The 26,331-nt window shown below is 70.7% G+C and carries 27 protein-coding genes and 1 tRNA gene; 7 read left to right on the forward strand and 21 right to left on the reverse strand.

Features of this window, described 5'->3' with window-relative positions; genetic code table 11:
- Nucleotides 1-23: 23 nt before the first annotated feature.
- A complete protein-coding gene (clpB, locus tag ACWD4B_RS20660; RefSeq protein WP_451422130.1) occupies nucleotides 24-2,681 on the reverse strand; it encodes an ATP-dependent chaperone ClpB in 2,658 nt (885 codons plus the stop codon).
- A gap of 192 nt (nucleotides 2,682-2,873) precedes the next feature.
- Between clpB and ACWD4B_RS20665 the strand changes: the two genes are divergently transcribed.
- Complete coding sequence (locus tag ACWD4B_RS20665) at nucleotides 2,874-3,461, forward strand: Uma2 family endonuclease (protein ID WP_451422103.1); 588 nt, start codon at nucleotides 2,874-2,876, stop codon at nucleotides 3,459-3,461.
- Nucleotides 3,462-3,489: 28 nt separating this feature from the next.
- Nucleotides 3,490-3,894, forward strand: a complete 405-nt coding sequence (locus ACWD4B_RS20670; RefSeq protein WP_451422104.1) for a pyridoxamine 5'-phosphate oxidase family protein — start codon at nucleotides 3,490-3,492, stop codon at nucleotides 3,892-3,894.
- An 83-nt stretch (nucleotides 3,895-3,977) separates the two neighbouring features.
- Here the strand turns inward: ACWD4B_RS20670 and ACWD4B_RS20675 are convergent, their stop codons facing one another.
- From ACWD4B_RS20675 to dnaK, 4 genes are read right to left on the reverse strand one after another with little or no spacing between them, the layout of a single operon-like run.
- On the reverse strand, nucleotides 3,978-4,433 hold the full coding sequence (locus ACWD4B_RS20675) for a heat shock protein transcriptional repressor HspR (RefSeq protein WP_451422105.1): 456 nt from the start codon (nucleotides 4,431-4,433) through the stop codon (nucleotides 3,978-3,980).
- Between the two features lies 1 nt (nucleotide 4,434).
- A complete protein-coding gene (gene dnaJ / locus ACWD4B_RS20680) occupies nucleotides 4,435-5,610 on the reverse strand; it encodes a molecular chaperone DnaJ (RefSeq protein WP_451422106.1) in 1,176 nt (391 codons plus the stop codon).
- Nucleotides 5,611-5,670: 60 nt separating this feature from the next.
- Nucleotides 5,671-6,348, reverse strand: a complete 678-nt coding sequence (gene grpE / locus ACWD4B_RS20685) for a nucleotide exchange factor GrpE (RefSeq protein WP_451422107.1) — start codon at nucleotides 6,346-6,348, stop codon at nucleotides 5,671-5,673.
- Nucleotides 6,345-8,201 carry a molecular chaperone DnaK gene (dnaK, locus tag ACWD4B_RS20690; RefSeq protein WP_336410183.1) on the reverse strand — a complete coding sequence of 619 codons (1,857 nt, stop codon included), beginning with the start codon at nucleotides 8,199-8,201 and terminating at the stop codon, nucleotides 6,345-6,347. Before dnaK ends, grpE begins: the two co-directional genes overlap by 4 nt.
- Before the next feature lie 253 nt (nucleotides 8,202-8,454).
- On the opposite strand from dnaK, the gene ACWD4B_RS20695 reads away from it, so the two are divergent.
- Nucleotides 8,455-10,719, forward strand: coding sequence for a heterodisulfide reductase-related iron-sulfur binding cluster (locus ACWD4B_RS20695; RefSeq protein WP_451422108.1), 2,265 nt, complete (start codon nucleotides 8,455-8,457; stop codon nucleotides 10,717-10,719).
- A 138-nt stretch (nucleotides 10,720-10,857) separates the two neighbouring features.
- Nucleotides 10,858-11,877 carry a Yip1 family protein gene (locus ACWD4B_RS20700; protein WP_451422109.1) on the forward strand — a complete coding sequence of 340 codons (1,020 nt, stop codon included), beginning with the start codon at nucleotides 10,858-10,860 and terminating at the stop codon, nucleotides 11,875-11,877.
- Nucleotides 11,878-11,963: 86 nt separating this feature from the next.
- Here ACWD4B_RS20700 and ACWD4B_RS20705 read toward each other — a convergent pair whose 3' ends face one another.
- The 3 genes from ACWD4B_RS20705 to ACWD4B_RS20715 all read right to left on the reverse strand — a co-directional run bounded on the left by ACWD4B_RS20705 (nucleotide 11,964) and on the right by ACWD4B_RS20715 (nucleotide 13,296).
- Entirely contained in the window at nucleotides 11,964-12,461 is a 498-nt protein-coding gene (locus ACWD4B_RS20705) for a phosphoribosyltransferase (protein WP_336410185.1), read from the reverse strand.
- 14 nt (nucleotides 12,462-12,475) lie between these two features.
- Complete coding sequence (gene dcd, locus ACWD4B_RS20710; RefSeq protein ID WP_336410186.1) at nucleotides 12,476-13,051, reverse strand: dCTP deaminase; 576 nt, start codon at nucleotides 13,049-13,051, stop codon at nucleotides 12,476-12,478.
- Nucleotides 13,052-13,131: 80 nt separating this feature from the next.
- On the reverse strand, nucleotides 13,132-13,296 hold the full coding sequence (locus ACWD4B_RS20715) for a hypothetical protein (RefSeq protein WP_336410187.1): 165 nt from the start codon (nucleotides 13,294-13,296) through the stop codon (nucleotides 13,132-13,134).
- Between the two features lie 257 nt (nucleotides 13,297-13,553).
- On the opposite strand from ACWD4B_RS20715, the gene ACWD4B_RS20720 reads away from it, so the two are divergent.
- Nucleotides 13,554-13,624, forward strand: a tRNA-Gly gene (locus ACWD4B_RS20720).
- 53 nt (nucleotides 13,625-13,677) lie between these two features.
- Here ACWD4B_RS20720 and ACWD4B_RS20725 read toward each other — a convergent pair.
- The 13 genes from ACWD4B_RS20725 to ACWD4B_RS20785 form a co-directional block, all read right to left on the reverse strand.
- The gene (locus tag ACWD4B_RS20725) at nucleotides 13,678-14,307 is read right to left on the reverse strand and encodes a CatB-related O-acetyltransferase (protein WP_451422110.1); all 630 of its coding nucleotides are present in this window, start codon (nucleotides 14,305-14,307) and stop codon (nucleotides 13,678-13,680) included.
- Between the two features lie 82 nt (nucleotides 14,308-14,389).
- A complete protein-coding gene (locus ACWD4B_RS20730; RefSeq protein WP_451422111.1) occupies nucleotides 14,390-15,052 on the reverse strand; it encodes a response regulator in 663 nt (220 codons plus the stop codon).
- A gap of 2 nt (nucleotides 15,053-15,054) precedes the next feature.
- Nucleotides 15,055-16,212, reverse strand: a complete 1,158-nt coding sequence (locus tag ACWD4B_RS20735; RefSeq protein WP_451422112.1) for a sensor histidine kinase — start codon at nucleotides 16,210-16,212, stop codon at nucleotides 15,055-15,057.
- A gap of 10 nt (nucleotides 16,213-16,222) precedes the next feature.
- Nucleotides 16,223-17,392 (reverse strand): NAD(P)/FAD-dependent oxidoreductase, encoded by a 1,170-nt coding sequence (locus ACWD4B_RS20740; RefSeq protein WP_451422131.1) that lies wholly within the window; start codon nucleotides 17,390-17,392, stop codon nucleotides 16,223-16,225.
- Nucleotides 17,393-17,400: 8 nt separating this feature from the next.
- On the reverse strand, nucleotides 17,401-17,595 hold the full coding sequence (locus ACWD4B_RS20745; protein ID WP_451422113.1) for a ferredoxin: 195 nt from the start codon (nucleotides 17,593-17,595) through the stop codon (nucleotides 17,401-17,403).
- Between the two features lie 30 nt (nucleotides 17,596-17,625).
- Nucleotides 17,626-18,825: a cytochrome P450 gene (locus ACWD4B_RS20750; RefSeq protein ID WP_451422114.1), complete on the reverse strand. Its 1,200-nt coding sequence runs from the start codon at nucleotides 18,823-18,825 to the stop codon at nucleotides 17,626-17,628.
- 142 nt (nucleotides 18,826-18,967) lie between these two features.
- On the reverse strand, nucleotides 18,968-19,216 hold the full coding sequence (locus ACWD4B_RS20755) for a hypothetical protein (protein WP_336410198.1): 249 nt from the start codon (nucleotides 19,214-19,216) through the stop codon (nucleotides 18,968-18,970).
- Nucleotides 19,217-19,238: 22 nt separating this feature from the next.
- Nucleotides 19,239-20,894, reverse strand: coding sequence for a cytochrome bc1 complex cytochrome b subunit (qcrB, locus tag ACWD4B_RS20760; RefSeq protein ID WP_451422115.1), 1,656 nt, complete (start codon nucleotides 20,892-20,894; stop codon nucleotides 19,239-19,241).
- Between the two features lie 96 nt (nucleotides 20,895-20,990).
- Entirely contained in the window at nucleotides 20,991-21,707 is a 717-nt protein-coding gene (locus ACWD4B_RS20765) for a nucleotidyl transferase AbiEii/AbiGii toxin family protein (protein WP_451422116.1), read from the reverse strand.
- Nucleotides 21,708-21,751: 44 nt separating this feature from the next.
- On the reverse strand, nucleotides 21,752-22,384 hold the full coding sequence (locus ACWD4B_RS20770; protein WP_451422117.1) for a hypothetical protein: 633 nt from the start codon (nucleotides 22,382-22,384) through the stop codon (nucleotides 21,752-21,754).
- Nucleotides 22,385-22,434: 50 nt separating this feature from the next.
- The gene (locus tag ACWD4B_RS20775) at nucleotides 22,435-24,510 is read right to left on the reverse strand and encodes a hypothetical protein (protein WP_451422118.1); all 2,076 of its coding nucleotides are present in this window, start codon (nucleotides 24,508-24,510) and stop codon (nucleotides 22,435-22,437) included.
- Between the two features lie 92 nt (nucleotides 24,511-24,602).
- Nucleotides 24,603-24,821 carry a hypothetical protein gene (locus tag ACWD4B_RS20780; protein ID WP_451422119.1) on the reverse strand — a complete coding sequence of 73 codons (219 nt, stop codon included), beginning with the start codon at nucleotides 24,819-24,821 and terminating at the stop codon, nucleotides 24,603-24,605.
- Between the two features lie 78 nt (nucleotides 24,822-24,899).
- Nucleotides 24,900-25,115, reverse strand: coding sequence for a hypothetical protein (locus ACWD4B_RS20785; RefSeq protein ID WP_451422120.1), 216 nt, complete (start codon nucleotides 25,113-25,115; stop codon nucleotides 24,900-24,902).
- Nucleotides 25,116-25,352: 237 nt separating this feature from the next.
- Here ACWD4B_RS20785 and ACWD4B_RS20790 point away from each other — a divergent pair, with 237 nt between their 5' ends.
- Both ACWD4B_RS20790 and ACWD4B_RS20795 read left to right on the forward strand, forming a co-directional pair.
- Entirely contained in the window at nucleotides 25,353-25,739 is a 387-nt protein-coding gene (locus ACWD4B_RS20790) for a helix-turn-helix domain-containing protein (RefSeq protein ID WP_451422121.1), read from the forward strand.
- Nucleotides 25,740-25,929: 190 nt separating this feature from the next.
- Entirely contained in the window at nucleotides 25,930-26,220 is a 291-nt protein-coding gene (locus ACWD4B_RS20795; RefSeq protein WP_451422122.1) for a hypothetical protein, read from the forward strand.
- Nucleotides 26,221-26,331 lie beyond the last annotated feature (111 nt).

Raw genomic sequence — 26,331 nt, forward strand, 5'->3', positions numbered from 1 at the left:
CCCTGCGGGCGCCGCCGGGGGGCTCACGCCTCCTGGGGCACCCGCTCGGCGGCCGTCACCGACAGGCCCTCGGACCATCCGGGCACCCGGTCGACGACGACGGTGTCGCCGTCGCGGACCTCACCTCCCAGGATCGCGCGCGCGAGCTGGTCGCCGATGGCGGTCTGGACCAGACGGCGCAGCGGCCGGGCGCCGTAGCCGAGGTCGGGCGCCCCGGCGCCCTCGGCCCCGTCCCCCTTGCCCAGGGTCGCCAGCCAGTGCAGGGCCGCGTCCGTGACGTCGAGGGTGAGCCGGCGGTCGGCGAGGCGGCGCTGCAGGTGCGCGATCTGGATCCGGGCGATGCTCTCCAGCTGGTCGGTGCCCAGCGGGTGGAAGACGACGATGTCGTCGAGCCGGTTGAGGAACTCGGGCCGGAAGGAGGCGCGGACCGTCTCCAGGACCTTCTCCTTCTTCTGCTCCTCCTTCAGCAGGGGGTCGACGAGGAAGGCGGAGCCGAGGTTGGAGGTCAGGATGAGGATGGTGTTGCGGAAGTCCACCGTCCGTCCCTGGCCGTCGGTGAGCCGCCCGTCGTCCAGGACCTGGAGCAGGATGTCGAAGACCTCGTGGTGGGCCTTCTCCACCTCGTCCAGCAGCACCACGGTGTACGGGCGCCGGCGCACCGCCTCGGTGAGCTGGCCGCCCTCCTCGTAGCCGACGTAGCCGGGGGGCGCGCCGACGAGGCGGGCGACCGAGTGCTTCTCGCTGTACTCCGACATGTCGATGCGGACCATGGCCCGCTCGTCGTCGAAGAGGAAGTCGGCCAGGGCCTTGGCCAGTTCGGTCTTGCCGACACCGGTCGGGCCGAGGAAGAGGAAGGAGCCGGTGGGGCGGTCGGGGTCGGCGATGCCGGCGCGGGAGCGGCGGACGGCGTCGGAGACGGAGCGCACGGCCTCGGTCTGCCCGATCAGGCGCTTGCCGAGCTCCTCCTCCATGCGCAGCAGCTTCTGCGTCTCGCCCTCCAGGAGGCGGCCGGCGGGGATGCCGGTCCAGGAGGCGACGACGTCGGCGATGTCGTCCGGGCCGACCTCCTCCTTGACCATGAGGTCCTTGGCGGCGGCCTCCTGCTCGGCCTCCGCCTCGGCCTGCGCGGCCTCCTCCAGCTCCCGCTCCACGGCGGGGATCTCGCCGTACAGCAGCTTGGACGCGGCGTCGAAGTCGCCGTCGCGCTGGGCCCGTTCGGCCTGCACGCGCAGCTCGTCGAGCTTCTCCTTCAGCTCGCCGACCCGGTTGAGGGACTGCTTCTCCTTCTCCCAGCGGGCGGTGAGCCCGCGCAACTCCTCTTCCTTGTCGGCCAGATCGCGGCGGAGCTTCGCCAGCCGCTCCTTGCTGGCCTCGTCCGTCTCGTTCTTGAGGGCCAGCTCCTCCATCTTCAGCCGGTCGACGGCGCGCTGGAGCTCGTCGATCTCGACGGGCGAGGAGTCGATCTCCATGCGCAGCCGGGAGGCGGCCTCGTCGACCAGGTCGATGGCCTTGTCGGGCAGGAAGCGGGAGGTGATGTAGCGGTCGGACAGGGTCGCGGCGGCGACCAGCGCCGAGTCGGCGATCTGTACCTTGTGGTGCGCCTCGTAACGCCCCTTGAGCCCGCGCAGGATCGCGATCGAGTCCTCCACCGACGGCTCGGCCACCAGCACCTGCTGGAAGCGGCGCTCCAGCGCCGGGTCCTTCTCGATGCGCTCGCGGTACTCGTCCAGCGTCGTCGCACCGACCATGCGCAGCTCGCCGCGCGCCAGCATCGGCTTGAGCATGTTCCCGGCGTCCATCGCCGAGTCCCCGCCGGCGCCGGCGCCCACGACGGTGTGCAGCTCGTCGATGAAGGTGATGATCTGGCCCTCGCTGGACTTGATCTCCGCCAGGACGGTCTTCAGCCGCTCCTCGAACTCACCGCGGTACTTCGCACCCGCGACCATCGCCCCCAGGTCGAGCGCGACCAGGCGCTTGTTCTTCAGCGACTCCGGGACGTCGCCCTTCACTATCCGCTGCGCGAGCCCCTCGACGACGGCCGTCTTGCCGACGCCGGGCTCGCCGATCAGCACCGGGTTGTTCTTCGTGCGCCGCGACAGCACCTGCACCACGCGCCGGATCTCGTGATCCCGCCCGATGACGGGGTCGAGCTTGCCCTCCCGCGCCGCGGCCGTGAAGTCCGTGCCGAACTTCTCCAGCGCCTTGTACGTGCCCTCCGGGTCCGCCGACGTCACGCGCTGCCCGCCGCGCGCCTTCCCGAAGGCGTCCAGCAGCTTCTTCGCGGAGGCGCCCTGCTCGGCGAGCAGCTCGCCGGTGCGGCCGCCCTTGGCGGCGAGGCCGATCAGCAGGTGCTCGGTCGAGATGAACTCGTCCCCCAGGTCCCGCGCGCGCTCGGCGGCATCCGCGAGGACGGCCAGCAGCTCCCGGTTCGGCTGCGGCGGCGAGACGGTGGACCCCTGCACGCTGGGCAGCCCGGCGAGCAGCCGCTCGGCGCCGCCGCGCAGGGCGGCCGCGTCCGCGTCCACGGCGGCCAGCAGGTCGAGCAGATTCTCGTTGTCCCGGCCGGAGAGCAGGGCCAGCAGCAGGTGCGCAGCCGTCAGGTCGGCGTGCCCGGCCGACACCGCCCGCTCCTGGGCGGCGCTCAGCGCCTCACGGCTCTTGTTGGTCAGCTCGGCATCCACGGTGTCGGAACCCTCCTTGCTCATACCTGCGTGCAGTAAGTTGAGTGTAGTCGACTCAACCTGGATTCGGGAGGGGCGGCCTTGTGTGGACCATGGTCCGTTTGGTCCCTCTTGAGAGTGAAGCGGTACGAAGAAACGCCCGCCACTTGGGGCGGGCGGTCATGCTGGCGTTCGACCACAAGGGGGTGCAGCATGACGGCTATGGCGATCGAGCAGCCGCGCACGCAGGGAGAGGCCCTCGAGGATTACTTCCTCGTCCTGGAGACCGAGACTCCTGAAGGTTTCCGGGCCGAGCTCATCGAGGGGGAGATCGTTGTGTCACCGGCTCCGGACGGCGATCACGAGGACGCCATCGAGCTGATCGTTGCGCAGATGTACGACCACTCGAGAACTCGCATGCAGTGCTCGGGCAACAAGGGGTTGAAGCTGCCGCGGGGCGGACTGTGCTCCAAGAATTACGCCATCCCGGACGCCACTTTCGCCCCTCGCGAGCGGCGTCTCTTCCGCGGAGCACCGCCTTGGATGCCTCCTGACGGCGTGACCCTGGTTGCCGAGGTAACCAGTACGAACCCCGATCGCGACCGCGCTGCCAAGCGGCACTGCTACGCCCGCGCGAGCATCCCCTTCTATCTCCTCGTGGACCGCAAAGAGAGCACGGTGACCCTCTTCAGTGAGCCCAGGAAGGACGACTACACCGAGATCCACACCGTCGCCTTCGGCACTTCCCTCCCCCTCCCCGCCCCCTTCGCCTTCGACCTCGCCACCGCCGACTTCCTCTGACCCCGCGCCCGCCGACTACGCTGCCCACATGGCCCAGGACCTCCGGAACCCCGACCCCGCCTACCTCGACTTCTGGCGCGAGCGGCACGTGTGCACCCTCACCACGCCCCGACCGGACGGCTCCCCGCACGTCGTCCCCGTCGGCGTGACCTTCGACCCGGAGACCCTGACCGCCCGCGTCATCTGCGACAAGAACAGCCGCAAGGTCGCCAACGTCCAGGCCGCGGGCCCCGACGGCGCCCGGGTCGCCGTCTGCCAGATGGAGGGCCGGCGCTGGGCCACCCTGGAGGGCCGGGCCGTCGTCCGCGCCGAGACCGACGCCGTGGCCGACGCGGTCGCCCGCTACGCGGTGCGCTACGGCCGCGTCCCCCGCCCCAACCCGGACCGCGTGGTGATCGAGATCGCGGTGACAAGGGCCCTGGGCCGAGGCTGAAATCAGAAATCCCCGCGCCCCGAAGGGGCGCGGGGAACTGCGCGACCAGCCACAACGGACCCGCAGCCGACAAACGAGCCGGCTCAGTCCTTCCGCTTCGGCCGCCACACGACCAACGCGGTCTGCTGCGCCTCCGCATACGGCACCAGATCCCGCCGGTACGACGCATGGACCTGCGCCTCCCGCTGCTGCATGGCGGCAGCGGCCCCGTCGGCGACGGCCTGCAGCTCCGCCACCCGCGCGCTCAGCGCGGCGACCTGGTTCTCCAGCTCGATGATGCGCTTGATGCCGGCCAGGTTGATGCCCTCGTCCTGGCTCAGCTGCTGCACCTGGCGGAGCAACTCGATGTCGCGCGCCGAGTAGCGGCGGCCGCGCCCGGCCGTGCGGTCCGGCGAGACCAGACCGAGGCGGTCGTACTGGCGCAGGGTCTGCGGATGCAGACCCGACAGCTGAGCCGCGACCGAGATGACGTAGACCGGCGACTCGTCGGTCAGCTCGTAAGGCTGTGTTTCTCCAAAGCGTCGTCGGCGGCCTTCCATCTCAAGCTCCCTTCGCTGCCTGGAAGAGCTCGGCCCGGGGGTCCTCGCCCGCGGTGGCCTGGCGGTACTGCTCCAGTGCCGCGCGGGCCTTGTCGTCGAGTGCGGTCGGCACGGTCACCTCGACGGTGACCAGGAGGTCGCCGCGGGTGCCGTCCGCGCGCACCGCGCCCTTGCCGCGGGCGCGCATCGTGCGGCCGTTGGGCGTGCCGGGGGGCAGCTTGAGGGTGACCGGCGGGCCGCCCAGCGTCGGCACCTTCACCTCGCCGCCGAGCGCCGCCTCCACGAAGGAGACCGGCACGGTGACGGTCAGGTTGTCGTCCTTGCGCCCGAAGACCGGGTGGTCGCCGACGTGCACCACGACGTAGAGATCGCCGTTGGGGCCGCCGCGCTCGCCCGGAGCACCCTTGCCGCGCAGCCGGATCCGCTGGCCGTCGGAGACGCCCGCCGGGATCCGCACCTGCATGGTGCGGGAGGACTTCGCGCGCCCGCTGCCGTGGCAGACGTCGCAGGGGTTCTCGGGGATCAGCCCGCGGCCCTTGCAGTCGGGGCAGGGGTCGGTCAGCGAGAAGCCGCCGCCCGAGCCGCGCGAGACCTGGCCGGTGCCCACACAGGTCGGGCAGACCCTGGGCGTACCGTTTTTGTCGCCCGTGCCGGAGCAGGCCTTGCAGGCCGCCGCGGAGGACATCCGCAGCGGGACCGTGGCCCCCTCCACCGCCTCGGTGAAGCTGAGCGTCACCTCGGACTCGATGTCCTGGCCGCGGCGCGGCTGGGTGCGCGTACCGGCACCGCCGCCACCGCGGTTGAAGAGGCCGCCGAAGACGTCGCCCAGACCGCCCCCGAAACCGCCGCCCCCGCCCTGGGCGCCCCCGAAGAGGTCGCCCAGGTCGAAGTTGAAGGAGCCGCCGGCGCCGCCCGGCCCGGGACGGAATCCACCGTTCCCGAACAGGGCGCGCGCCTCGTCGTACTCCTTGCGGCGCTTGGGGTCGGCCAGGACGTCGTTCGCCTCGGAGATCTCCTTGAAGCGCTCCTCGGCCGAGGCGTCGCCCTTGTTGGCGTCCGGATGGAACTCGCGGGCGAGCTTCCGGTACGCCTTCTTGATCTCCGCCTCGGTGGCGTCCTTGGGGACGCCGAGAACCTTGTACAGATCCTTTTCCAGCAGATCCCTGCTCAGGCTCATCCCCGACGTCCCTCCTTCCTCATGTGCTGCACGTGCTGCATGTGCGGCCGTGCGTCAGCCTCAGCCCTCGTCCGGGCCACCGCTCGCCTCGTCCGGTGCGTCCGCTGCGTTCGGTGCCTCGCCGTCCTTGCCGGACGGCTGTGCGCCCGGCTGCGGCTCGGCCACGGCGACCCGCGCGGGGCGGATCGTCCGCTCGCCGATCCGGTACCCCGGCTGCAGGATCTGCACGCACGTGGTCTCGGTGACGTCCGGCGCGTAGCTGTGCATCAGGGCCTCGTGCACCAGCGGGTCGAAGGGCTCGCCCTCCTTGCCGAACTGCTGCAGGCCCATCTTGGCGACGACCGTCTCCAGCGACTCGGCGACGGACTTGAAGCCGCCGACCAGCTCGCCGTGTTCACGGGCGCGGCCGATGTCGTCGAGCGTGGGGAGCAGCTCGGACAGGAGGTTCGCCACGGCGACCTCCTTGACCGCGACCCGGTCCCGCTCCACCCGGCGACGGTAGTTCTGGTACTCGGCCTGGAGCCGCTGGAGGTCCGCGGTGCGCTCGCCGAGCGCGGCCTGGGACTGGTCCAGCTGTGCCTGGAGGCCTGCCTCGACGAGTTCCTCGCCCGTGGGGGCCGGGCCGGCCGGGCCCGCCTTGTCGGCGGACCCGGCGGCCTTCGCCGCGTCGTCGGGTGCGGTGGCGTCGGAGGTGCCTTCAGGCTTCTCGTTGTCGAAGCCCGGGGTCTCCTCCGTCACGCCGACGCACCGCCCTTCGGCTTCTCGTCGTCCACGATCTCGGCGTCGACCACGTCGTCCTCGGCCTTGGCCTGCTGGCCCGCACCGGCGGCACCGGCGCCGGCAGCGCCCTGCGCGGCCTGGGCGTCGGCGTACATGGCCTGGCCGAGCTTCTGGCTGACCGCGGCGACCTTCTCGGTCGCGGTGCGGATCTCGGCCGTGTCCTCGCCCTTGAGCTTCTCCTTCAGCTCGGCGACGGCGGTCTCGACCTCGGTCTTCACCTCGGCGGGAACCTTGTCCTCGTTGTCCTTGAGGAACTTCTCCGTCTGGTAGACGAGCTGCTCGCCCTGGTTGCGGGACTCGGCGGCCTCGCGGCGACGGTGGTCGTCCTCCGCGTACTTCTCGGCCTCCTCGCGCATGCGGTCGACCTCGTCCTTCGGCAGCGAGGAGCCGCCGGTGACGGTCATCTTCTGCTCCTTGCCCGTGCCCAGGTCCTTGGCGGTCACGTGCATGATGCCGTTGGCGTCGATGTCGAAGGCGACCTCGATCTGCGGAACGCCGCGCGGGGCCGGCGGCAGGCCCGTCAGCTCGAACATACCGAGCTTCTTGTTGTACGCCGCGATCTCGCGCTCGCCCTGGTAGACCTGGATCTGCACGGACGGCTGGTTGTCCTCGGCCGTCGTGAAGATCTCGGAGCGCTTGGTCGGGATCGTGGTGTTGCGCTCGATCAGCTTGGTCATGATGCCGCCCTTGGTCTCGATACCGAGGGACAGCGGGGTCACGTCGAGGAGCAGGACGTCCTTGACCTCACCCTTGAGCACACCGGCCTGCAGGGCGGCGCCGATGGCGACGACCTCGTCCGGGTTGACGCCCTTGTTGGCCTCCTGGCCGCCGGTCAGCTCCTTGACGAGCTCGGCGACGGCGGGCATACGGGTGGAGCCGCCGACCAGGACCACGTGGTCGATCTCGGACAGGGCGATGCCCGCGTCCTTGATGACGTTGTGGAACGGGGTCTTGCAGCGCTCCAGCAGGTCCGCGGTCAGCTGCTGGAACTGGGCGCGGGTGAGCTTCTCGTCCAGGTGCAGCGGGCCCTCGGCGGACGCCGTGATGTAGGGCAGGTTGATCGTGGTCTCGGTGGACGAGGAGAGCTCGATCTTCGCCTTCTCGGCGGCCTCGCGCAGGCGCTGCAGCGCCATCTTGTCCTTGGACAGGTCGACGCCGTGGCCGTTGGCGAACTGCTTGACCAGGAAGTCGACGACGCGCTGGTCCCAGTCGTCACCACCGAGGTGGTTGTCGCCGTTCGTGGCCTTGACCTCGACGACGCCGTCGCCGATCTCGAGCAGCGAGACGTCGAAGGTGCCGCCACCGAGGTCGAAGACCAGAATGGTCTGGTCGTCCTTGTCGAGACCGTAGGCCAGGGCGGCCGCGGTGGGCTCGTTGACGATGCGCAGGACGTTCAGACCCGCGATCTCGCCGGCCTCCTTGGTCGCCTGACGCTCGGAGTCGTTGAAGTACGCCGGCACGGTGATGACCGCGTCGGTGACCTTCTCGCCCAGGTAGGCCTCGGCATCCCGCTTCAGCTTCTGCAGGATGAAGGCGCTGATCTGCTGGGGGTTGAAGTCCTTGCCGTCCAGGTTGATCTTCCAGTCGGTGCCCATGTGGCGCTTGACCGACCGGATGGTCCTGTCGACGTTGGTGACGGCCTGGCGCTTGGCGACCTCGCCGACCAGCACCTCACCGTTCTTCGCGAAGGCGACGACGGACGGCGTGGTCCTGGCGCCCTCGGCGTTGGTGATGACGGTGGGCTCACCGCCTTCGAGAACACTGACGACGGAGTTCGTCGTACCCAGGTCGATGCCGACCGCACGTGCCATGTCGATTCCTCCAGCTGACTTGAGTGGAACAGGCTCAAGAGTGCAACACCGAAGCCCCGGTGTCAACGGAGCTGAGTCGGGTGGGCTCAACTTTTATGTCAGTCTTACGATCATTCGCCGCGGCGGGGCCGTCCGGGCGACGCAGATCACCGGCGCTGCGGGTATGGCACGCGCGCGAGAGTGAGTAGTCTCGTACGGACTGGATAAGTTACTGATTGGTAATCCCGCTCTCGCAGGTTCGAGGAGCCTCCCCATGCAACTCGCCGCGATCATCGTGGTGCTGGTCCTCAGCGCGGTCGGTGTTGCGCTGCTCGGCCGAGCCGTCGCGCAGTTCGTCCGCTTCTTCCGGCTCGGCGCACCCGTACCGGCCGGCACCCGTACCGACGACCCGGCACGCCGCACGGTCACCCTGGCCAAGGAGTTCGTCGGCCACACCCGCATGAACAAGTGGGGCGTCATCGGCGTCGCCCACTGGTTCGTCGCCGTCGGCTTCCTCACGCTCGGGCTGACGATCGTCAACGCCTACGGCCAGCTGTTCAAGGCCGACTGGACGCTGCCGGTCATCGGCGGCTGGCTGCCGTACGAGCTCTACATCGAGTTCATCGGCACCACGACCACGCTGGGCATCCTCGCGCTCATCGTGATCCGGCTGATGAACCTGCCCTCCCGGGCCGGCCGCAAGTCCCGCTTCGCGGGCTCGACCGCCTGGCAGGCGTACTTCGTCGAGTACGTGATCCTGGTGATCGGCCTGGCCATCATGGTCCTGCGCGGGCTCGAGGGCGCGCTGCACGGCGTCGACCACTACGAGGCCGCCTACTTCGTCTCGTACCCCCTGGTCGCCGCCTTCAAGGGACTGGGCGTCGGCACGCTGCAGAACCTGGTCTACCTGGCCGCGATGATCAAGCTCGGCGTCACCATGATCTGGATGATCACGGTCAGCCTGAACATCGACATGAGCGTCGCCTGGCACCGCTTCCTCGCCTTCCCGAACATCTGGTTCAAGCGCCAGGCCGACGGTGACGTGGCGCTGGGCGCGCTGCAGCCGATGACGAGCGGCGGCGAGCCGATCGACTTCGAGGACCCGGCCGAGGACGCCCAGTTCGGCGTCTCGCAGATCGAGCACTTCTCCTGGAAGGGCCTGCTCGACTTCTCCACCTGCACCGAGTGCGGCCGCTGCCAGTCGCAGTGCCCCGCCTGGAACACCGGCAAGCCGCTGTCCCCGAAGATGCTCGTCCTCGCGCTGCGCGACCACTCGCACGCCAAGGCCCCGTACCTGCTCGCAGGCGGCGGCAAGACGGCGGAGGGCGAGGAGAAGGCGACCGAGGAGCAGCTGAAGGACGTTCCCGCGGCCGCCCTGGCCGAGGCCGAGCGCCCGCTGATCGGCACCCTGGAGGAGAACGGCGTCATCGACCCGGACGTCCTCTGGTCCTGCACCACCTGCGGCGCCTGCGTCGAGCAGTGCCCGGTCGACATCGAGCACGTCGACCACATCGTCGACATGCGCCGCTACCAGGTGATGATCGAGAGCTCCTTCCCGTCCGAGGCGGGCACGATGCTCAAGAACCTGGAGAAGAAGGGCAATCCCTGGGGCCTCGCCAAGAAGCAGCGCCTGCAGTGGACCAAGGAGGTCGACTTCGAGGTCCCGGTCGTCGGCAAGGACATCGAGGACCTCACCGAGGTCGAGTACCTCTACTGGGTCGGCTGCGCAGGCGCGTTGGAGGACCGGGCCAAGAAGACCACCAAGGCCTTCGCGGAGCTGCTGCACATCGCGGGCGTCAAGTTCGCCATCATGGGCGGCGAGGAGAACTGCACCGGCGACTCGGCCCGCCGTCTGGGCAACGAGTTCCTCTTCCAGCAGCTCGGCCAGCAGAACGTCGAGATGCTCAACATGGCGTTCGGTGAGGATGAGGAGGAGGGCGTCAAGGTCGAGAAGGCGAAGAAGAAGATCGTCGCGACCTGCCCGCACTGCTTCAACACCATCGCCAACGAGTACCCGCAGCTCGGCGGCGAGTACGAGGTCATCCACCACACGCAGTTGCTGCAGCACCTGATCGACGAGGGGAAGCTGGTCCCGGTCACCCCCGTCGAGGGTCTGATCACCTATCACGACCCCTGCTACCTCGGCCGCCACAACAAGGTCTACACGCCGCCGCGCGAGATCATCGCCAAGGTGCCGGGCCTGCGCAACGAGGAGATGCACCGTCACAAGGAGCGCGGCTTCTGCTGCGGCGCCGGCGGCGCGCGCATGTGGATGGAGGAGCGCATCGGCAAGCGCATCAACAACGAGCGCGTGGACGAGGCCCTGTCGCTCAACCCCGACATCGTCTCGACGGCCTGCCCGTTCTGCCTCGTCATGCTGACGGACTCGGTCAACGGCAAGAAGAACGACGGCCAGGCGAAGGAGTCCATCCAGGTCGTGGACGTGGCCCAGCTGCTGCTGGAGTCCGTCAGGACGCCCGCCGCGCCGGAGGGCGACGGCGAGACGGCGGGCCGGCCCGAGCCCGAGCCGGTGAAGTAGCCGCTCGGAACGGCCTCCTGCGGCCGGTGCCCCGCGATAATGTCGCGGGGCACCGGCCGTCGCCGTTTCCGGGTTTCCGGGTTTCCGGCGCGAAAACCTCTTCCGGGATGGCCGGTTCCCGGAGCTTTCCCCTAGGGGATGTCACAGCTCGGCCGCAAAGCCGGGCCCGTTCCCCTTTGCCCGGGTCCGGGGGCTCTCCGGAGCGGGTACGTTCGAAACGTGGCTGGATTCAGGATGGGACGCGGACGGGACGACCGGCACCCGAACCCCGCGCCGCAAGGACAACAGCAGTGGCAGCAGCCCGGCGGGTACGACGAGCCGGAGTACTTCGGCGGAGCGACAGCGCCCCAGCCGGGCTACGGGCAGCAGCAGCCCCCGGTGCAGCACGGCTATGCCCGGGGCGGGCAGGGCGCGCAGGGCGGTCCGTACCAGGACCCGTACTACGGCGGCCCGCCGCCCGGCGACCCCGGGCGCACCCAGCAGTTCGCCTTCGGCGAGGCCCCCGACGCCTACGGCTCCCAGGGCCCCGGCCAGGGCGGCCCGGACCCGTACGCCGGCTACGGCACCGGCAGCACCTACGGCCCCGGGCAGCCCGCCGCCCCCGCGCCGCCCCCCGGGCCGCGGCTGCACTGGAAGGAGCTGCTGAGCGGCATCGTGCTGCGCCCCTCGGCCACCTTCTGGCAGATGCGCGACCACGCGATGTGGGGCCCGGCCCTGATCGTGACCTTCGTCTACGGCCTGCTGGCGGTCTTCGGCTTCGACAAGGCCCGTCAGGACGTGCTGCACGCCACGCTCGCCGACAGCATCCCCTGGGTGCTGGCCACCAGCGTCATCGTGCTGATGGCCGGGCTGATACTCGGGGCCGTCACGCACACCCTCGCCCGCCAGCTCGGCGGCGACGGCATGTGGCAGCCGACGGTCGGCCTGTCGATGCTGATCATGTCGGTGACGGACGCCCCGCGGCTGCTGTTCGCGATGTTCCTCGGCGGCGACAGCCCCCTGGTGCAGGTCCTCGGCTGGGCGACCTGGCTGGCCGGCGGCGTGCTGCTGACGTCGATGGTGAGCAAGTCGCACGACCTGCCCTGGCCCAAGGCGCTCGGAGCCTCGGCGATCCAGCTGGTGGCCCTGCTGTCCCTGATCAAGCTGGGCACGCTGTAACCCGCCGGAACCGCACCCGGCCACGCAGAAGCCCGGGCCCCCGCCACTGCGGGGACCCGGGCTTCCGGCTGTTCGCTGCTACGCGCTCACGCGTCGAGGACCTGGCCCTCGCGCCGCACGACCGGCGGCTCGACGGACCACGGGAAGTTGATCCAGTCCTCCGTGCGCTTCCAGACGTACTCGCACTTCACGAGGGAGTGGGACTTCTCGTAGATCACCGCGGAGCGGACCTCGGCGACGTGGTCGAGGCAGAAGTCGTGCACGAGCTTGAGCGTCTTGCCGGTGTCGGCGACGTCGTCCGCGATCAGGACCTTCTTGTTGGAGAAGTCGATCGCGTTGGGCACCGGAGCCAGCATGACCGGCATCTCCAGGGTCTGGCCGACGCCGGAGTAGAACTCCACGTTGACCAGGTGGATGTTCTTGCAGTCCAGGGCGTACGCCAGACCGCCCGCGACGAAGACGCCGCCGCGCGCGATGGACAGGATGATGTCCGGCTCGTAGCCGTCGTCCGCGATGGTCTGGGCCAGTTCACGGATGGCCTGCCCGAAGATCGGGTAGGTCAGGTTTTCGCGGTTGTCACTCACTGTCGTTGCTGCTCTCAGACCTGCGTGCGATGGAAATTCTGGAAGGAGCGCGAGGGCGTCGGCCCGCGCTGGCCCTGGTAGCGGGAGCCGTGCTTCGCGGACCCGTACGGGTGCTCGACGGGGGAGGTCAGCCGGAACATGCACAGCTGCCCGATCTTCATCCCCGGCCACAGCTTGATCGGCAGGGTGGCCATGTTCGACAGCTCCAGCGTCACGTGACCCGAGAAGCCCGGGTCGATGAAGCCGGCCGTGGAGTGCGTCAGCAGGCCGAGGCGGCCGAGGCTGGACTTGCCCTCCAGGCGGGAGGCGATGTCGCTGGGGAGCGTGATGACCTCGTACGTCGAGGCGAGCACGAACTCACCGGGGTGCAGGATGAAGGCCTCGTCACCGTCCGGCACGACCTCACGGGTGAGGTCCGCCTGCTCGACGGCGGGGTCGATGTGGGGGTACCGGTGGTTCTCGAACACCCGGAAGTAGCGGTCGAGGCGCACGTCGATGCTCGACGGCTGCACCATCGATTCGTCGTACGGATCGATCCGCACGCGGCCGGCGTCGATCTCGGTCCGGATGTCCTTGTCTGAGAGAAGCACGGGTCGAGGATACGCAAGAAGCCGGACAACCGGAGAATGCGAGCGGGCCCGGTCCTCGATCGGACCGGGCCCGCGTGCACTCAGCGCTTCTCGGACGCCACCGGTACGGAGTGCCGCAGCCGGGCGCAGCGGGGGCAGCGCAGCAGCCGTCCCGGGCCGATCCGGCCGGCTCCGAGGTTCTGCATCGGGAACGAAGCGGTGCTGAACACGTGCCCTTCGGCACAACGGACCACGGTGCGCTCCATCGAGCTCCCTTTCCCCAATGTTGTGAAGACAAAAGCCACATTAAGGGATCTCTCCGACGCACCGGCACGCGGCACTCCCGGCGCCCCCCGACCGGCTCGAGCACCCCACGGTACGCCCCAACTCCCGCGCCCCACGCCCGCGTCCCCACCCCCCGCACAGGCCCCTCACACGACAGGAAGGCCACCCGGACCAGTGCACCGGGGGCCTTCGATGGGGTAGAGTGTGCGACGATGCGACGCCCTGAGGGCGTCCTCACGCGGGCGTAGTTTAATGGTAGAACATGAGCTTCCCAAGCTCAGAGCGCGAGTTCGATTCTCGTCGCCCGCTCTCTACAGCAACCCCAGGTCGAATGACCTGGGGTTTCGCGTTTCCCCGCCCTGTCACGGGGCGGCGGCCTCCAGGTCGGCGATGCTGCCCGACATGATCGTCCGCACGTGCTCGGTGATGTGCTCCGCGGGCCAGTCCCACCAGGCCACCGCCAACAGCCGGGCGATGTCCCGGTCGTTGTAGCGGGTGCGGACGAGGCGGGCCGGGTTGCCGCCGACGATGCCGTAGTCGGGCACGTCACCGGTGACCACGGCGCCGGTGGCGATGATCGCGCCGTGTCCGATGCGCACGCCGGGCATGACGGTCGTGCCGTGGCCGAACCAGACGTCGTTGCCGACGACGGTGTCGCCCCGGTTGGGCAGGCCGGTGAGCAGGTCGAAGTGCTCGGACCAGGAGCCGCCCATGGTCGGGAAGGGGAACGTCGAGGGGCCGTCCATGCGGTGGTTGGCGCCGTTCATGATGAAGCGCACGCCCGTGCCCAGCGCGCAGAACCTGCCGATGATCAGCTTCTCCGGACCGTAGTGGTAGAGCACGTTGCGCGTCTCGAACGCCGTCGCATCGTCCGGGTCGTCGTAGTAGGAGTACTCCCCGACCTCGATCAGCGGGGACTTCACCAGCGGCTTGAGCAGCACCACCCGCGGCTGCCCGGGCATCGGATGGAGGACCGTCGGGTCGGCAGGCATGGGCAAGGGGGCTCCTTGTCGGTGTCGGGTCCGTGACCGGTCCATGATCGCGGCACCGGGCCGTCCCGGAACACCGGTTTCGTCAGACCCGGACCAGCCCCGTCCGGTAGGCGGTGACGACGAGTTGGGCGCGGTCGCGGGCGCCGAGTTTGGCCATCGCGCGGTTCACATGGGTCTTGGCGGTGAGCGGCGTGACATGGAGCCGCTCGGCGATCCCGTCGTTGGACAGGCCCGTGGCGACGAGGGCGACCACCTCCCGCTCCCGCGGGGTGAGGGCGGCCAGTTGCGGCGTGCTCCCGGGGTCGGGGGCGGCGGGCTGGGACAGGAAGCGGGCGATCAGGGCCTTGGTGGCGGCCGGTGACAGCAGCGCGTCGCCGGCCGCCACGACCCTGATGGCGTCCAGCAGTTCACCGGGGTTGATGCCCTTGCCCAGAAAGCCGCTCGCGCCGGCACGGAGGGCCTCGGCGACGTACTCGTCGTTCTCGAAGGTGGTGAGCACGAGGATCTTGACGCCCGCGAGGTCCTCGTCCTCGGTGATGAGCCTGGTCGCGGCGAGCCCGTCGAGGTCGGGCATCCGGATGTCCATCAGCACGACGTCGACGCGCCGGCTGCGGGCGAGTTCGACGGCCCGGCGTCCCGTCGCGGCCTCGGCGACGACCTCCATGCCGGGGGTGGAGTCAATGAGCATCCGGAACGTGCCGCGCAACAGGGCCTGGTCGTCGGCGAGCAGGACGCGGATGGTCATGGTCAGCCCTTTCGGCCGGAGTTCAGCGGCAGGTCGGCGGTGATGCGGAAGCCGCCGCCGGGACGTGGCCCGGCGGTGAAGGTGCCGCCCGCGGCCTTGGCCCGCTCGTGCATCCCGATCATCCCGTGGCCGGTGCCGGTGCCCCCTCCGCCCGTACCGGCGGGCCCGTCGTCCTCGACCGTGATGCGCAGGACGTCCGTGCGGTACTCCAGGCGGACCCGCGCCGCGACGGGACCGGCGTGCTTGCGGGTGTTGGTGAGCGCCTCCTGGACGATCCGGTAGGCCGCCAGGTCGGTGATGGACGCGAGCTCCGCGGGCCGGCCGGTGCGTTCCAGGGCGATGTCGAGGCCGCTGTGGCGGAAGGAGTCCAGCAGACGGCCGAGGTCGTCGAGAGCGGGTGCGGGTTCGCGCGGCGCCTCGGCGGCCTCGCCGTTCCGGAGCACCCCCACGGTGGCGCGCAGCTCGTCCAGGGCCGTCCGGCTGGTGTCGCGGATGCGTTCGAGAGCCTGGTAGGCGTGGTCGGGGTCGGATCCCATCAGGTGATGTGCCACGCCCGCTTGGGCGTTGACCAGCGTGATGTGGTGCGCGACGACGTCGTGCAGTTCACGGGCGATGCGCAGGCGCTCCTCGGTGACCCGGCGGCGGGCCTCCTCCTCCCGGGTGCGTTCGGCGCGTTCGGCACGTTCCACGGCGGAGGCGAGCAGCCGGGAGCGACTGCGCGCGGCGTCACCGCCGGCCACCGCCAGGGCCAGCCCCGCGACGATGGCCAGGTGCTGCCAGAGACTGTCCAGACCCGGGTTGTGGATCACGGAGGCGGCGAGGAGCAGCGCGGTCGACCAGGCGCCGACACCCCACGCGGTGCGGCGGCCGGTGCGCAACGCCAAGGTGTAGAGCGCGACTCCGGTGGCGGCGGGCGACGGTCCGGGGAAGGCGAGCCAGCCGATCTGGACGAGGTTGACGGCCAAAGTGGCCGCGACCACCGGACCCGGCCGGAGCCTGCGGGCGAGCAGCGGCAGGCAGGCCGCCGCCAGCCCGCCGATGTACCCCGTGGGCGAGGCCCCGTGGTAGTAGGCGGTGGCCACCGCCACCGGGGTGGCCAGGGCGAAGCAGACGGCCGCGACGGCCAGGTCTCCCGGCCAGGTCCGGCACTGCGCGATCACCTGCACTCCTTCACGGTACGTGTACGCGCACGCCCACCCGCTTGCGGTACGCGCGCAGCGCCCGCGCACTGTTCCACCCGAGCGCACCGACCACCCGCCCGCCCGCGCGGTAGAGCGCGACGAACTTCCGGTCCCGGGGATCGCCCTCGACGACGTCGACGCGGGCGCCGGCCGGACACCACCCGTGGATCTGGATCCTCGCGTCGTACTGGTCGGTCCACCCGAACGGCACCGGCGCGTAGGGCTCCGCGCCGTCCGGACCGGCCAGGAGGTTCCTGGCGGCGGCGACGGCCTGTTGGGTCGCGTTGGTGCGCTGTTCGAGCCGGACGCGGCGGCCGACAGCGGGGTGCGGCCAGTTGGCGACGTCCCCGGCCGCGTAGACGCCGGGTGCCGCCCGGCAGGCGGCGTCGCACAGCACCCCGTCCCCGACCGGGATCCCGGAGCCGGCCAGCCAGTCGACGGCGGGCACCGAGCCGATCGCGACCACGACGACGTCGGCGTCGAGCCGGGTGCCGTCGTCGAGCACCACCGCACGGACCCGCCCGTCCTCACCGACGAGCCGGGAGACGCCGCGCCCCATGCGGAGCCGGACGCCGTGGTCGCGGTGCAGCCCGGCCACCATCTCCCCGACGTACGGGCCGACTTGGGCGGCCAGCGGGGTGGGCGCGATGTCGACGAGCGTGACGTCGAGCCCGAGGCCGCGCGCGGTCGCGGCGATCTCGCTGCCGAGGAATCCGGCACCGATCACCACCACGCGCGGCCCGGCCGGCAGCCGGGCGCGCAGCGTGAGGGCGTCGTCGAGGGTGCGCAGCACGTGCACCCCGGCCAGGTCGTGGCCGAACGGCAGGCGGCGGGGGCGCAGTCCGGTGGCGACGATCAGTCCGTCGTAGGGCAGCCGCTCCCCGCCGTCGAGGGTGACGGTCCGGGCCACCGGGTCCGCTCCGGTGGCCCGGCGTCCCAACTCCAGCCGCAGCCCCAGCGGTTGTAGCCCGGTGCGCAATGTGGTTCTGTCGGGCTCCCAGGCACCCGCCAGCACGTGCTTGGACAGCGGCGGCCGGTCGTACGGGGGGTGGGGCTCGTCCCCGACCACGGTCAGCGTGCCGGTGAAGCCCTCGCGGCGGAGGGTGTCGGCCGCGGTGAGCCCGGCGGCCGACGCGCCCACCACGACGATGCGGTCCAGGGCGGGCACTATGCGTCCACCGATATCGCCAGCGCGGGACACAGGGCGGCGGCGTCCTGGACCCGGGCCAGCAGTTCCTGCGGCGGGGCGGGGTCGAGCAGGACGACCACGCCGTCCTCGTCGCGCTGGTCGAAGACGTCACCGGCGGCCAGCACGCACTGTCCGGCGCCGCAGCACTTGTCCTCGTCGATGGTGATCTTCATGGCGAAACTCCCTGCGTGGTTCCTGCGTGGTTACCAGGTGACGGGCAGCTCGTGGACGCCGTAGACGATCATTTCGTCGCGCATCGGCACCTCCTCCGGCGGCACCGCGAGACGCAGCGCCGGGAACCGCTCGAACAGGGCCGACAGCGCCGCCTTCATCTCCACCCGCGCCAGCTGCTGGCCGAGGCACTGGTGGATGCCGTGGCCGAAGGCGAGGTGCGGGCCGGTCCCCCTGCCGACGTCCAACTTCCCGGGGCACTCCGGGAATCGGTCCTCGTCGCGGTTGCCCGACGGCAGCGCGGCGACGACGAGACTGCCCGCCGGGATCAGGCGGCCGTCCAGCTCCACGTCCTCCAGCGCCGTGCGGCGCGTGCCGTACTGGATGACGCTGAGGTAGCGCAGCAACTCCTCGACGGCGCCGTCCATCAGCGACGGGTCCGCCCGCAGGGCGGCCAGCTGGTCGGGGTGGCGCAGCAGACAGAGGGTGGCGAGCGCGATCATGTTGGCGGTCGTCTCGTGCCCGGCGATCAGCAACAGCGTGCCGACACCGGCGAGTTCCTCGTCGGTGAGGTCGCCGGAGTGCACCAGAGAGCTGAGGATGTCGTCGCCGGGTTCGGCGCGCTTGGCGGCGACCAGTTCGTGGAAGTACCGGTTCATCGCCGCCTGCGCCTGCTGCACCTCCTCCGCGCTCGCGTCGATCGTGAGCAGCATGGCCGAGTTCCGCTGGAACTCCTCGCGGTCCTCGTACGGCACGCCGAGCAGTTCGCAGATGACCAGGGAGGGAATCGGCAGCGCAAACGCCTGGACGAGGTCGACCGGGCCCTCCGCGGCGGCCATCGCGTCCAGGTGCTCGGCGACGATCCGCTCCACGGCGGGCGTCAGCTCCCGCATCCGGCGCACGGTGAACCGGCCGCTGAGCAGCCGGCGGAAGCGGGTGTGCTCCGGCGCGTCCATGAAGATGAACCATCCCGGCGCGTGCGGCGGCACCGAACCGTCCTCGGCCGGGGTGACACCCGCCCGCAGTACGCGCCGCCGGGAGCTGAACCGCGGATCGGCGAGCACCGTGCGGATGTCCGCGTACCGCGTGACCAGCCAGCCGGTCGCCCCGTCCGGAAAGGTCACCTGTGCGACCGGGGCCTCTTCCCGGAACGTCCGGTACTCCGGCGGCGGGTCGAACGGGCACGTCCGCGTCACAGGCTGCAGTGCGGTGACGGGCTGTATGTCGCTCACGAAGCGGTCCTTCCAAACGGTGCGACGTCCTTGGCGTCCACCGTGCCGTTCCGCTCGGAGCGTGTCGTCGCGCGTCCGCAGACACTTGGGCTACTGCGACTGCAGTACAGGGGCGTTGACGGCTACCACGGATGCGGACGGCTCACCCCGGCCCGGCCGGCAGCGTCCACTCGTTGACCAACTGCCGGGCCCGGCCCGCGTCCTTCGCGAACACCAGCACCTGCAGCCGCCACGGCGAGCGCCGGCGGCGGGGGCAGGGGGCCGTGGTGGAACGGATCCCGCACAGGTCGAGGAAGGCGCGGACCTCCTCGGCCGCCGTCCCCGTGGCGACGCGCACCACGGGGACCAGCAGGCCGTACGGATAGGAGCCGCGGCGGACCGGACGTCTCACCGGAAGGAAACGGGCGGCCGGGTCAGTGGCTGCCCTCGCCGACCTTGGCGACGGCGTGGTGCTCGTGGGCCGCGGCGATCTCCTGGTACTCCTGCGCGGTCGGCTTGGGGATCTGGCCCATCTCGCCGAAGTACGCATCGGACAGGCGGGCGCGCAGGCGCTGGGCCCAGGAGAGCTTGCGCGGGTTGCCGTTCTCGTCGACCGCGGGCGGCAGTTGCCAGGGCGCGTACTGCTCGTGGGCGGTGAGCGTGTAGAGCCCCTCCTGCGACAACGGCTCGTGGATCTCGACGTATTCGCCGTGCGGGTACCGCGTGATGACGCCCGACTCCCGTCCGTGCAGCACCTTTTCGCGGTCGCGGCGCTGCAGGCCGAGACACCATCTCCGGGTGATCGCGAAGACCAGGGCGGGGAGCACGAAGAAGCCGATGCGGACCACCCAGGTGATCACGTTGATCGACAGGTGGAAGTGCACCGCGAAGATGTCGTTGCCGCCGCCCACCAGCAGCAGGACGTACAGGGAGATCCAGGCGGCGCCGAATCCGGTGCGCACCGGGTTGTTGCGGGGGCGTTCGGCGATGTGGTGCTCGCGCTTGTCCCCGGTGACCCAGGCCTCGAAGAAGGGATAGCACCAGATCGCCAGGAAGATCGTGGGGAAGACGAGCAACGGGATGAGGACACCGAGCACGAGTGTGTGGCCCAGGAAATTGATCTCCCAGCCGGGCATGATGCGGATCAGGCCCTCGGAGAAGCCCATGTACCAGTCGGGCTGGGCGTCGGTGGTCACCATGTCCGGCCGGTACGGGCCGTACGCCCAGATCGGGTTGATCTGCGCGAAGCCCGCGAAGACCGAGATGATGCCGCTGACCAGGAAGAAGAAGCCGCCCGCCTTGGCCATGTAGACCGGCATCAGCGGCATGCCCACGACGTTGTCGTTCTTCCGTCCGGCGTGAATTCCCTGCGTGTGCTTGTGGTAGAAGACCAGGATCAGGTGGGCCGCCAGGGCGGCCGCCATGATGCCGGGGATCAGCAGCACGTGGACGGTGAACATCCGCGGGATCCAGATGTGGCCCGGGTATTCGCCGCCGAAGATGAAGAACACCAGATAGGTGCCGATGATCGGCAGGGACAGGATCGCGCCCTCCATGAACCGGACGCCCGTGCCGGAGAGCAGGTCGTCGGGCAGCGAATAGCCCATGAAGCCGTCGAACATGCCGAGGATCAACAGGCTTGCGCCGAACAGCCAGTTGAGTTCGCGGGGCTTGCGGAACGCGCCGGTGAAGAAGACGCGCATCATGTGGACGAGCATCGCCATGATGAACACCAGCGCGGCCCAGTGGTGCAGCTGACGGAGCAGCAGTCCGCCGCGGACGTCGAAGCTGATGTCGAGCGTCGACTCGTACGCGCTGGACATCCTGATGCCGTTCAGCGGGACGTACCGGCCGTGGTAGACGACCTCGTTCATGCTGGGCTTGAAGAACAGCGTCAGATAGACGCCGGTCACGATGATGACGATGAACGAGTAGAGCGCGACCTCGCCCAGCATGAAGGACCAGTGGTCGGGAAAGATCTTCCGCAGATTGGCCTTGGCGAGTGAGTACAGCCCGACCCGGCCGTCGACCCAGTCCGCGAGCCGCTCCCCCTTGGATGCCTGGGCAGGGGTCTGTTGCGTATTGGACATGCGCCGCGCTCCCGGAACCTGGTGTGGCCGTCCTTGCCACGCCTGTGACCACAGTTCCGCCCATCTTCCACGCATTTGCCGAGGAAGCCGGGATTGTCACCCTTCCGGGGCCTCCGAGGTGTCGTCGTCCTCGTAGGGCGCCTCCTCGACGAGGCGTTCGCCGATGTCGTCGGACCACTCCTGCGCCCAGCGCCGCAGTGCCGCGCTCTCCTCGGCGTCCAGTCCGTACGCGGCGAACTCGGCGTCGCCGTACCAGTCGGCCCGGTCGAGCCGGTCCCGCAGGTCGGCGAGGTCGAGGGCGTCCCGCGCGTGCCGTCGGCCGAACTCCTCCAGCTCGGGCCGGGACCAGCGGGCCGAGGCGGCGTGCACGTCGACGAGGTCCCGCGCGAAGCCCCGCTCGGCGAGGGCGCGCACCTTGGTGCCGACGACGTCCTCGACGGCGAGGGCCAGGCCCCAGGCGGTGGGGACCGGCGGGCGCCACATCGTCTCCTTGAGGACGTGCAGCTGGCACTCCGCGTCCGTCACCGGGTCGCCCGCCGTGAACCGTGCCGACAGCGGTTCGGCCTCCAGGTCCCGCACCCGCCAGCCGCGTTCCAGCAGCCCGCCCCGCAGCACGGCGGCGATCTCCCGCATCGGCGCCGGGGACCCCGTGGCCAGGGCCGGGCCGCGGACCGGCCGCTCCACCAGGCCGTGCGCCCGCAGCGCATAGCCGCCGGTGAGCACCAGCGGGAAGGACGCCCCCACGGCGACCGCATCGGCGAGCAACCGCCGGTGCAGCTCGGGAGGGAGCTGCACTCGGCGGTCCGCTTCCATGGCCGGGATTATGGCGCACGGTCCCCGGCCGGGCCCGCAACCGCTCAGTGGCCGGGCCAGCCCTCGAGGTGCCGGTGCACGGTGACGGCCCGGGCGGCCGGGTGGTTCGCCGCTGCGACGGCGTCCTTGAGGATCGAGGTGACCTCGGCGGCCAGGGCATCGGTCTGCTGCTTCAGCTCGGTGGCCGGCAGCTGCGAGCGGCCCAGGGCGTCGAGCCTGCGGTGGACGTCGGCCAGGCGGCCGCGGGTGGCGGCGCTCAGGTGGAGCGGCGAGGGGGTGGAGACGACGAACTGGTAGGCGCCCGCCAGGGTCTGGCAGCCGGTGCAGTGGTCGTTGACCGCCGTGCCGTCGTTGACGGCGTTGAGGTGGACGTGCTGTCCCGCGAGGGTGACGATCTGGAAGGACAGCGCCACCGAACGGCAGGCGTCGTCGGCGGTGCAGCCGGCGCCGGTCGCGGTGGCCTGGTTGCGGACGGCGGCGGTGCCGACCGTGCCGAGCTGGTGGACCGTGAAGCTGTCGCGGAACTGCACGTGGTGATGGTGGTTCGCCGTGGTGCGGACGTTGTCCATGGTGATCTCGGCCGCCTGGGCGGGCACGGCGGTGGCGGCGGCCGCGACGCCCGCCGCCATCAGGCCGAGGCGGAGGACGGAACGGGACAGCGGTGTGGACCGGTACATGGGCGTGTTCCTTTTCGATGACCTGTTGCAGTGAGCTGGGTGACGGGTGCTCAGTGAGCGGGCCGGGGTGACGCGGGCGGCGACACCGCCGGCGGGCTCGCCGGGGGCTTCGGGCCCCCGGGCGACGGAGTCGCGCCGGCCGGGGCGGAGGCGGGAGCGCTGGGGTGCGGCGGCACGGCCGACGGGACCACGCTCGGGCCGACCGCGGGCGCCGGCTTCGACGGGGCGGCGGGCGAGGGGGCGGGCGGCCGCGGTGCCACGCCGGTCGGGGCCGGCTTCGGTCCGGGCGGCGCGGGCGTCGTCCCCGGGCTCGGGGGCGGCAGCACGACGGCCGGGTTGCTCGGCTGCGGCGTGCGCCACGGCAGCGGCACGACCACCGGTTCCGTACCGCCCTGGCCGCCGGACGCGCCGGGGCCGGTGTGGCCCTCGGCGGGGGTGCGGCCGGGCAGGGTGGGCCGGTCCGCCGCCGGCGGGGCGGTGGGCACGTGGGGCTGGAGGATCGGTGCAATGGGCGGCGCGGGCGGCAGCGGCTTGGGCGTGACGCCGCTGAACCACGCGAAGCCCAGCGTCGTGGCCACCCCGGCGACGGCCGCCGCGAGGACGAACCGCAGCCACATCCGGTCGGCCGTGGCGCGCAGGGCGTTGCGCGCCAGCCGCCCGGTGAGCCGGACGGACAGGTACGTCATGCCGGCGAGCGGGCAGATCAGCATGAGACTGCCGAGCACGCCGGCCAGTCCGCTGGCCACCTGCCCGTCGGCGAACGCCTCGAAGGTTCCGGTGAGTTGCTGTGTGAGCGACCGGATACCGGTGTCGATGAGGCGGGGCAGGTTCCACAGCGCGTAGCAGAGGTCGCCCAGCAGCAGCGGCACCATCGTGACGACCCAGGCGGTCACGATCACGCGGGTGCTGCGCTTGAGGTCGGCCACGGCCGGATCGACCGGACGGCCCGGCACCATGCTCAGCAGGATCGGTTTGATCTTGCCGTAGAGGTCGGGCACTCCGGCGAGGTCGCCGAGGATGAAGTAGCCGTCCAGCCGGACGGCGGGCATCAGTTGCTCCAGCACCTCGAAGTGGCCGAGGTAGACGGCGCTCAGCAGGAAGGGCTGTCCGGTGAGGAAGTACAGGCCGGTCAGGCCCAGCATGAAGACGACGTTGAAGTAGACGCCGCCGAGGTCGGTACGGATCCGCCCGGCGCGGCCGATCCGGTAGACGTCGGTGACGTCGGTGTACATCGACGGCCAGATCAGGAAGAGCCCGCAGCCGATGCAGCCGGGGTCCGCGCCTCCGTATCTGCATGCCGACGCGTGACCGAACTCGTGGAAGACGAGCGACGCCACGATCAGCCCGAACACGGCGAGCAGCAGCAGCGGTTGGTCCAGGACGTGCAGCACGGGTGTCATGGCGCCGTAGAAGCCGAACAGCCAGGTGTCCATGGCGACGGCGGCGAGCAGCACCAGCACCACCACGGGCGGCCGGTGCAGCCAGGCCAGTGCGCGGGAGATCCCGGCGACCCGGCGTTCGGTGAAGAGGACCGTGTGGCCCTTGAGACTGAGCAGCAGGTCCGAGCGCGGGCCGCCGGCCCGGTCGTCCTCCTGCCCCTCGGGCACGGTGATGCCCATCGGGTCGAGCTTGTTCTCCACCAGGTAGGCGATGTTCTCGGCGCTGACCTCCCGCCCGAACTCCGCGCTGACCAGGCGGGCGATGGCATGGGTGTCCCGCTCGCCGTCGACGGCGGACGCGGTCAGGTGCAGCAGCCTGGTCAGCTGCACGACCTGGCCGTCGCCGCGGCGGGCGATGTACTTGGGCTCGGTGAAGCCCGATCCCTGGTACTCGCCGTGCAGACGCAGCCCCGCGCTGAGCCGCGGGACGACGGCCCGTGTTCCGGGCAGCGGACCGGCCGGCTGCGTCTGCGGCGGCCGCTGCGGTACGGGCAGCGGCGCGGTGGCGGTCTCCCCCGCCCCGTCCTCCCACAACCGGGAGTACGGAAAGCCGCCGGGCCCCGGCACCGGGGCCCCGGATTCGTCCCCTGTCAGGACGTCCGGCCATCCGGTACCGAACCCCAAGGTCGCGATGTCGCCCGTGCGATGGCGGCTGCGGCCGGCGTCGTGGTCTCCGACCACCGTCATCTGTGTTCTCCCCCTCGGCGAAACCGCGTCCCCCCTCGCGGACCGCGCCCTCCCCCGGACGCGGTCCGCATGCGTGGGTCGTGCGGGTGGGACTACTGGTGGATGGAGATCGACTGCGCCGCCTCGGACTGGGCCGTGGCGAACGGGGAGTCGCTGTTGAGCGCGAGCGACTCGTTGTGCGCGTGGACGTTCGCGATGTGCTTGGTGACGTGCGTGGTGCGGTGGAAGCTGAACTTCAGCTTGCCCAGGGCCTCGCGGCCGGGAAGCAGTTCGGCGGACTCGGCCTCGAGCTCCTGCGGGTTCATGCTCATGGTCTTGCCTCTCTCTGTCGGTGCGAAGTGCTACAACTGGTGTGGCGGAACGAACTGCCGGTACGGCTGGGGGTGTTGCTACTGCGAGACGGAGATGCCCTGCATCGCCTCGGACTGCGCGACCGCGTCCGGCGAGCAGATGTTGACCGCGTCCGACTGGTTGTGCGCGTCGACGTTGGCCATGTGGGTGGTGAAGTTGTCCTGGCGGAAGAAGTCGAACTTCAGCTTGCCCAGGGCCTCGCGGCCGGGAAGCAGTTCGGCGGACTCGGCCTCGAGCTCGTTGACATCCAGCATGGTTGTCCCCCTCCGGGATGGTGGTGCACGGCGTTACGACCCGGACGCAGGCAGGACCCCCCAGCCTGCGTCCGATGTGATCGGACGAGCTGTCCAACGAGATTGGACACTAGTGGCGCGGCACGGCTCCGCGCAAGCGGTTCGGCAGACCTCCCCCATGGCGCGGCCGGCCCCCGCCCGTAGAATCGGTTCCACCCGAGCGGGCCAGAGCCAGCCGAGAGCAGGAAGCGACCGTCAGTGGCCAACGCACTGCAGCAGATCATCCGACAGCGACTCGACCGGCAGGGCTGGTCCTACGGGGAGGTCGCACGGCGGGGCGGGATCCCCCGCTCGACGGTGCACCACCTGGCCACGGCCGAGCGCCTGGCGCGCATGCCGCAGCCGGCCACCCTCGAAGGCCTCTCCCGCGGACTCGAACTCCCCCTGGAGACCCTGCGCCGCGCGGCCGCCGAGGCCTGCGGCATCCACCTGTACACCGCCCCGGAGGAGCAGGCCCCCGCGTCCCGGCCCGACCCCGAGGTGGACCTGCTGATCGCCAGTGTCCAGCGGCTCTCCTCCGACGACCGCCGGCACGTGGCCGCACTCGTCGAATCCCTCCTCGAACGCGAACCCAAGGACGAATAGCCGTACGAGAGAATTCGGGCAACAGCGCATATCCGCGCGGCACTTGACGTTCCGGACGCCCGGGGCGTCCGTTCCGGTTCCCGGTACGACTGAATCCGGTGAATATTCCGGAGCGCCCGAGGATCATGCGGTCGCACGGATATCGTCTCCACCTGCCCGAGGCGAGTGAGTGGCACGAACCCTCTGGTGGATGGGGGAACGTGTGCTCGTTGTCAGTGGCGGTTCGACGTCCAATGCCGTCGTCCGGGGCCGCTCAGGGGAATCCGTGGTGCTGCTCTCCGGCGAACTGCCCGATGTGCTCACCGATCGCAGCGTCGCCGAACTGCTCGACCTGGCGGCCGCGGTGCTGACCGGCGAGGAGATGGGGATGTTCCGCAAGTGCCTCGACGCCCTGCGCAAGGGCGAGGTCCGCGACCACCGGCGCATCGAGGTGGGCGGCGCGGTGCTCACCGTCTACCACGAGAGCCCGCACGGGACATGACGAAGCCGCCCCCGGGGTCGCCGGGGGCGGCTTCCGCGCTGCACTGCGGCAGCGTGTCGGCCGGCTAGTGGCCGTGCCGTCCTTCGTGGTGGTGGTGCCGGCCGATTCCGA

It is taken from the genome of Streptomyces sp. NPDC002536 (assembly GCF_053594995.1).

What these genes read in the sequence shown, in the direction of transcription:
- ACWD4B_RS20665 (WP_451422103.1), top strand. Translation starts at nt 2,874, where the DNA reads ATGACGGCTATGGCGATCGAGCAGCCGCGCACGCAGGGAGAGGCCCTC.
- ACWD4B_RS20670 (WP_451422104.1), top strand. Translation starts at nt 3,490, where the DNA reads ATGGCCCAGGACCTCCGGAACCCCGACCCCGCCTACCTCGACTTCTGG.
- ACWD4B_RS20675 (WP_451422105.1), bottom strand. Translation starts at nt 4,433, where the DNA reads ATGGAAGGCCGCCGACGACGCTTTGGAGAAACACAGCCTTACGAGCTG.
- dnaJ (WP_451422106.1), bottom strand. Translation starts at nt 5,610, where the DNA reads ATGAGCCTGAGCAGGGATCTGCTGGAAAAGGATCTGTACAAGGTTCTC.
- dnaK (WP_336410183.1), bottom strand. Translation starts at nt 8,201, where the DNA reads ATGGCACGTGCGGTCGGCATCGACCTGGGTACGACGAACTCCGTCGTC.
- ACWD4B_RS20695 (WP_451422108.1), top strand. Translation starts at nt 8,455, where the DNA reads ATGCAACTCGCCGCGATCATCGTGGTGCTGGTCCTCAGCGCGGTCGGT.
- ACWD4B_RS20700 (WP_451422109.1), top strand. Translation starts at nt 10,858, where the DNA reads ATGTCACAGCTCGGCCGCAAAGCCGGGCCCGTTCCCCTTTGCCCGGGT.
- ACWD4B_RS20715 (WP_336410187.1), bottom strand. Translation starts at nt 13,296, where the DNA reads ATGGAGCGCACCGTGGTCCGTTGTGCCGAAGGGCACGTGTTCAGCACC.
- ACWD4B_RS20725 (WP_451422110.1), bottom strand. Translation starts at nt 14,307, where the DNA reads ATGCCTGCCGACCCGACGGTCCTCCATCCGATGCCCGGGCAGCCGCGG.
- ACWD4B_RS20730 (WP_451422111.1), bottom strand. Translation starts at nt 15,052, where the DNA reads ATGACCATCCGCGTCCTGCTCGCCGACGACCAGGCCCTGTTGCGCGGC.
- ACWD4B_RS20745 (WP_451422113.1), bottom strand. Translation starts at nt 17,595, where the DNA reads ATGAAGATCACCATCGACGAGGACAAGTGCTGCGGCGCCGGACAGTGC.
- qcrB (WP_451422115.1), bottom strand. Translation starts at nt 20,894, where the DNA reads ATGTCCAATACGCAACAGACCCCTGCCCAGGCATCCAAGGGGGAGCGG.
- ACWD4B_RS20765 (WP_451422116.1), bottom strand. Translation starts at nt 21,707, where the DNA reads ATGGAAGCGGACCGCCGAGTGCAGCTCCCTCCCGAGCTGCACCGGCGG.
- ACWD4B_RS20770 (WP_451422117.1), bottom strand. Translation starts at nt 22,384, where the DNA reads ATGTACCGGTCCACACCGCTGTCCCGTTCCGTCCTCCGCCTCGGCCTG.
- ACWD4B_RS20775 (WP_451422118.1), bottom strand. Translation starts at nt 24,510, where the DNA reads ATGACGGTGGTCGGAGACCACGACGCCGGCCGCAGCCGCCATCGCACG.
- ACWD4B_RS20780 (WP_451422119.1), bottom strand. Translation starts at nt 24,821, where the DNA reads ATGAGCATGAACCCGCAGGAGCTCGAGGCCGAGTCCGCCGAACTGCTT.
- ACWD4B_RS20785 (WP_451422120.1), bottom strand. Translation starts at nt 25,115, where the DNA reads ATGCTGGATGTCAACGAGCTCGAGGCCGAGTCCGCCGAACTGCTTCCC.
- ACWD4B_RS20795 (WP_451422122.1), top strand. Translation starts at nt 25,930, where the DNA reads ATGGGGGAACGTGTGCTCGTTGTCAGTGGCGGTTCGACGTCCAATGCC.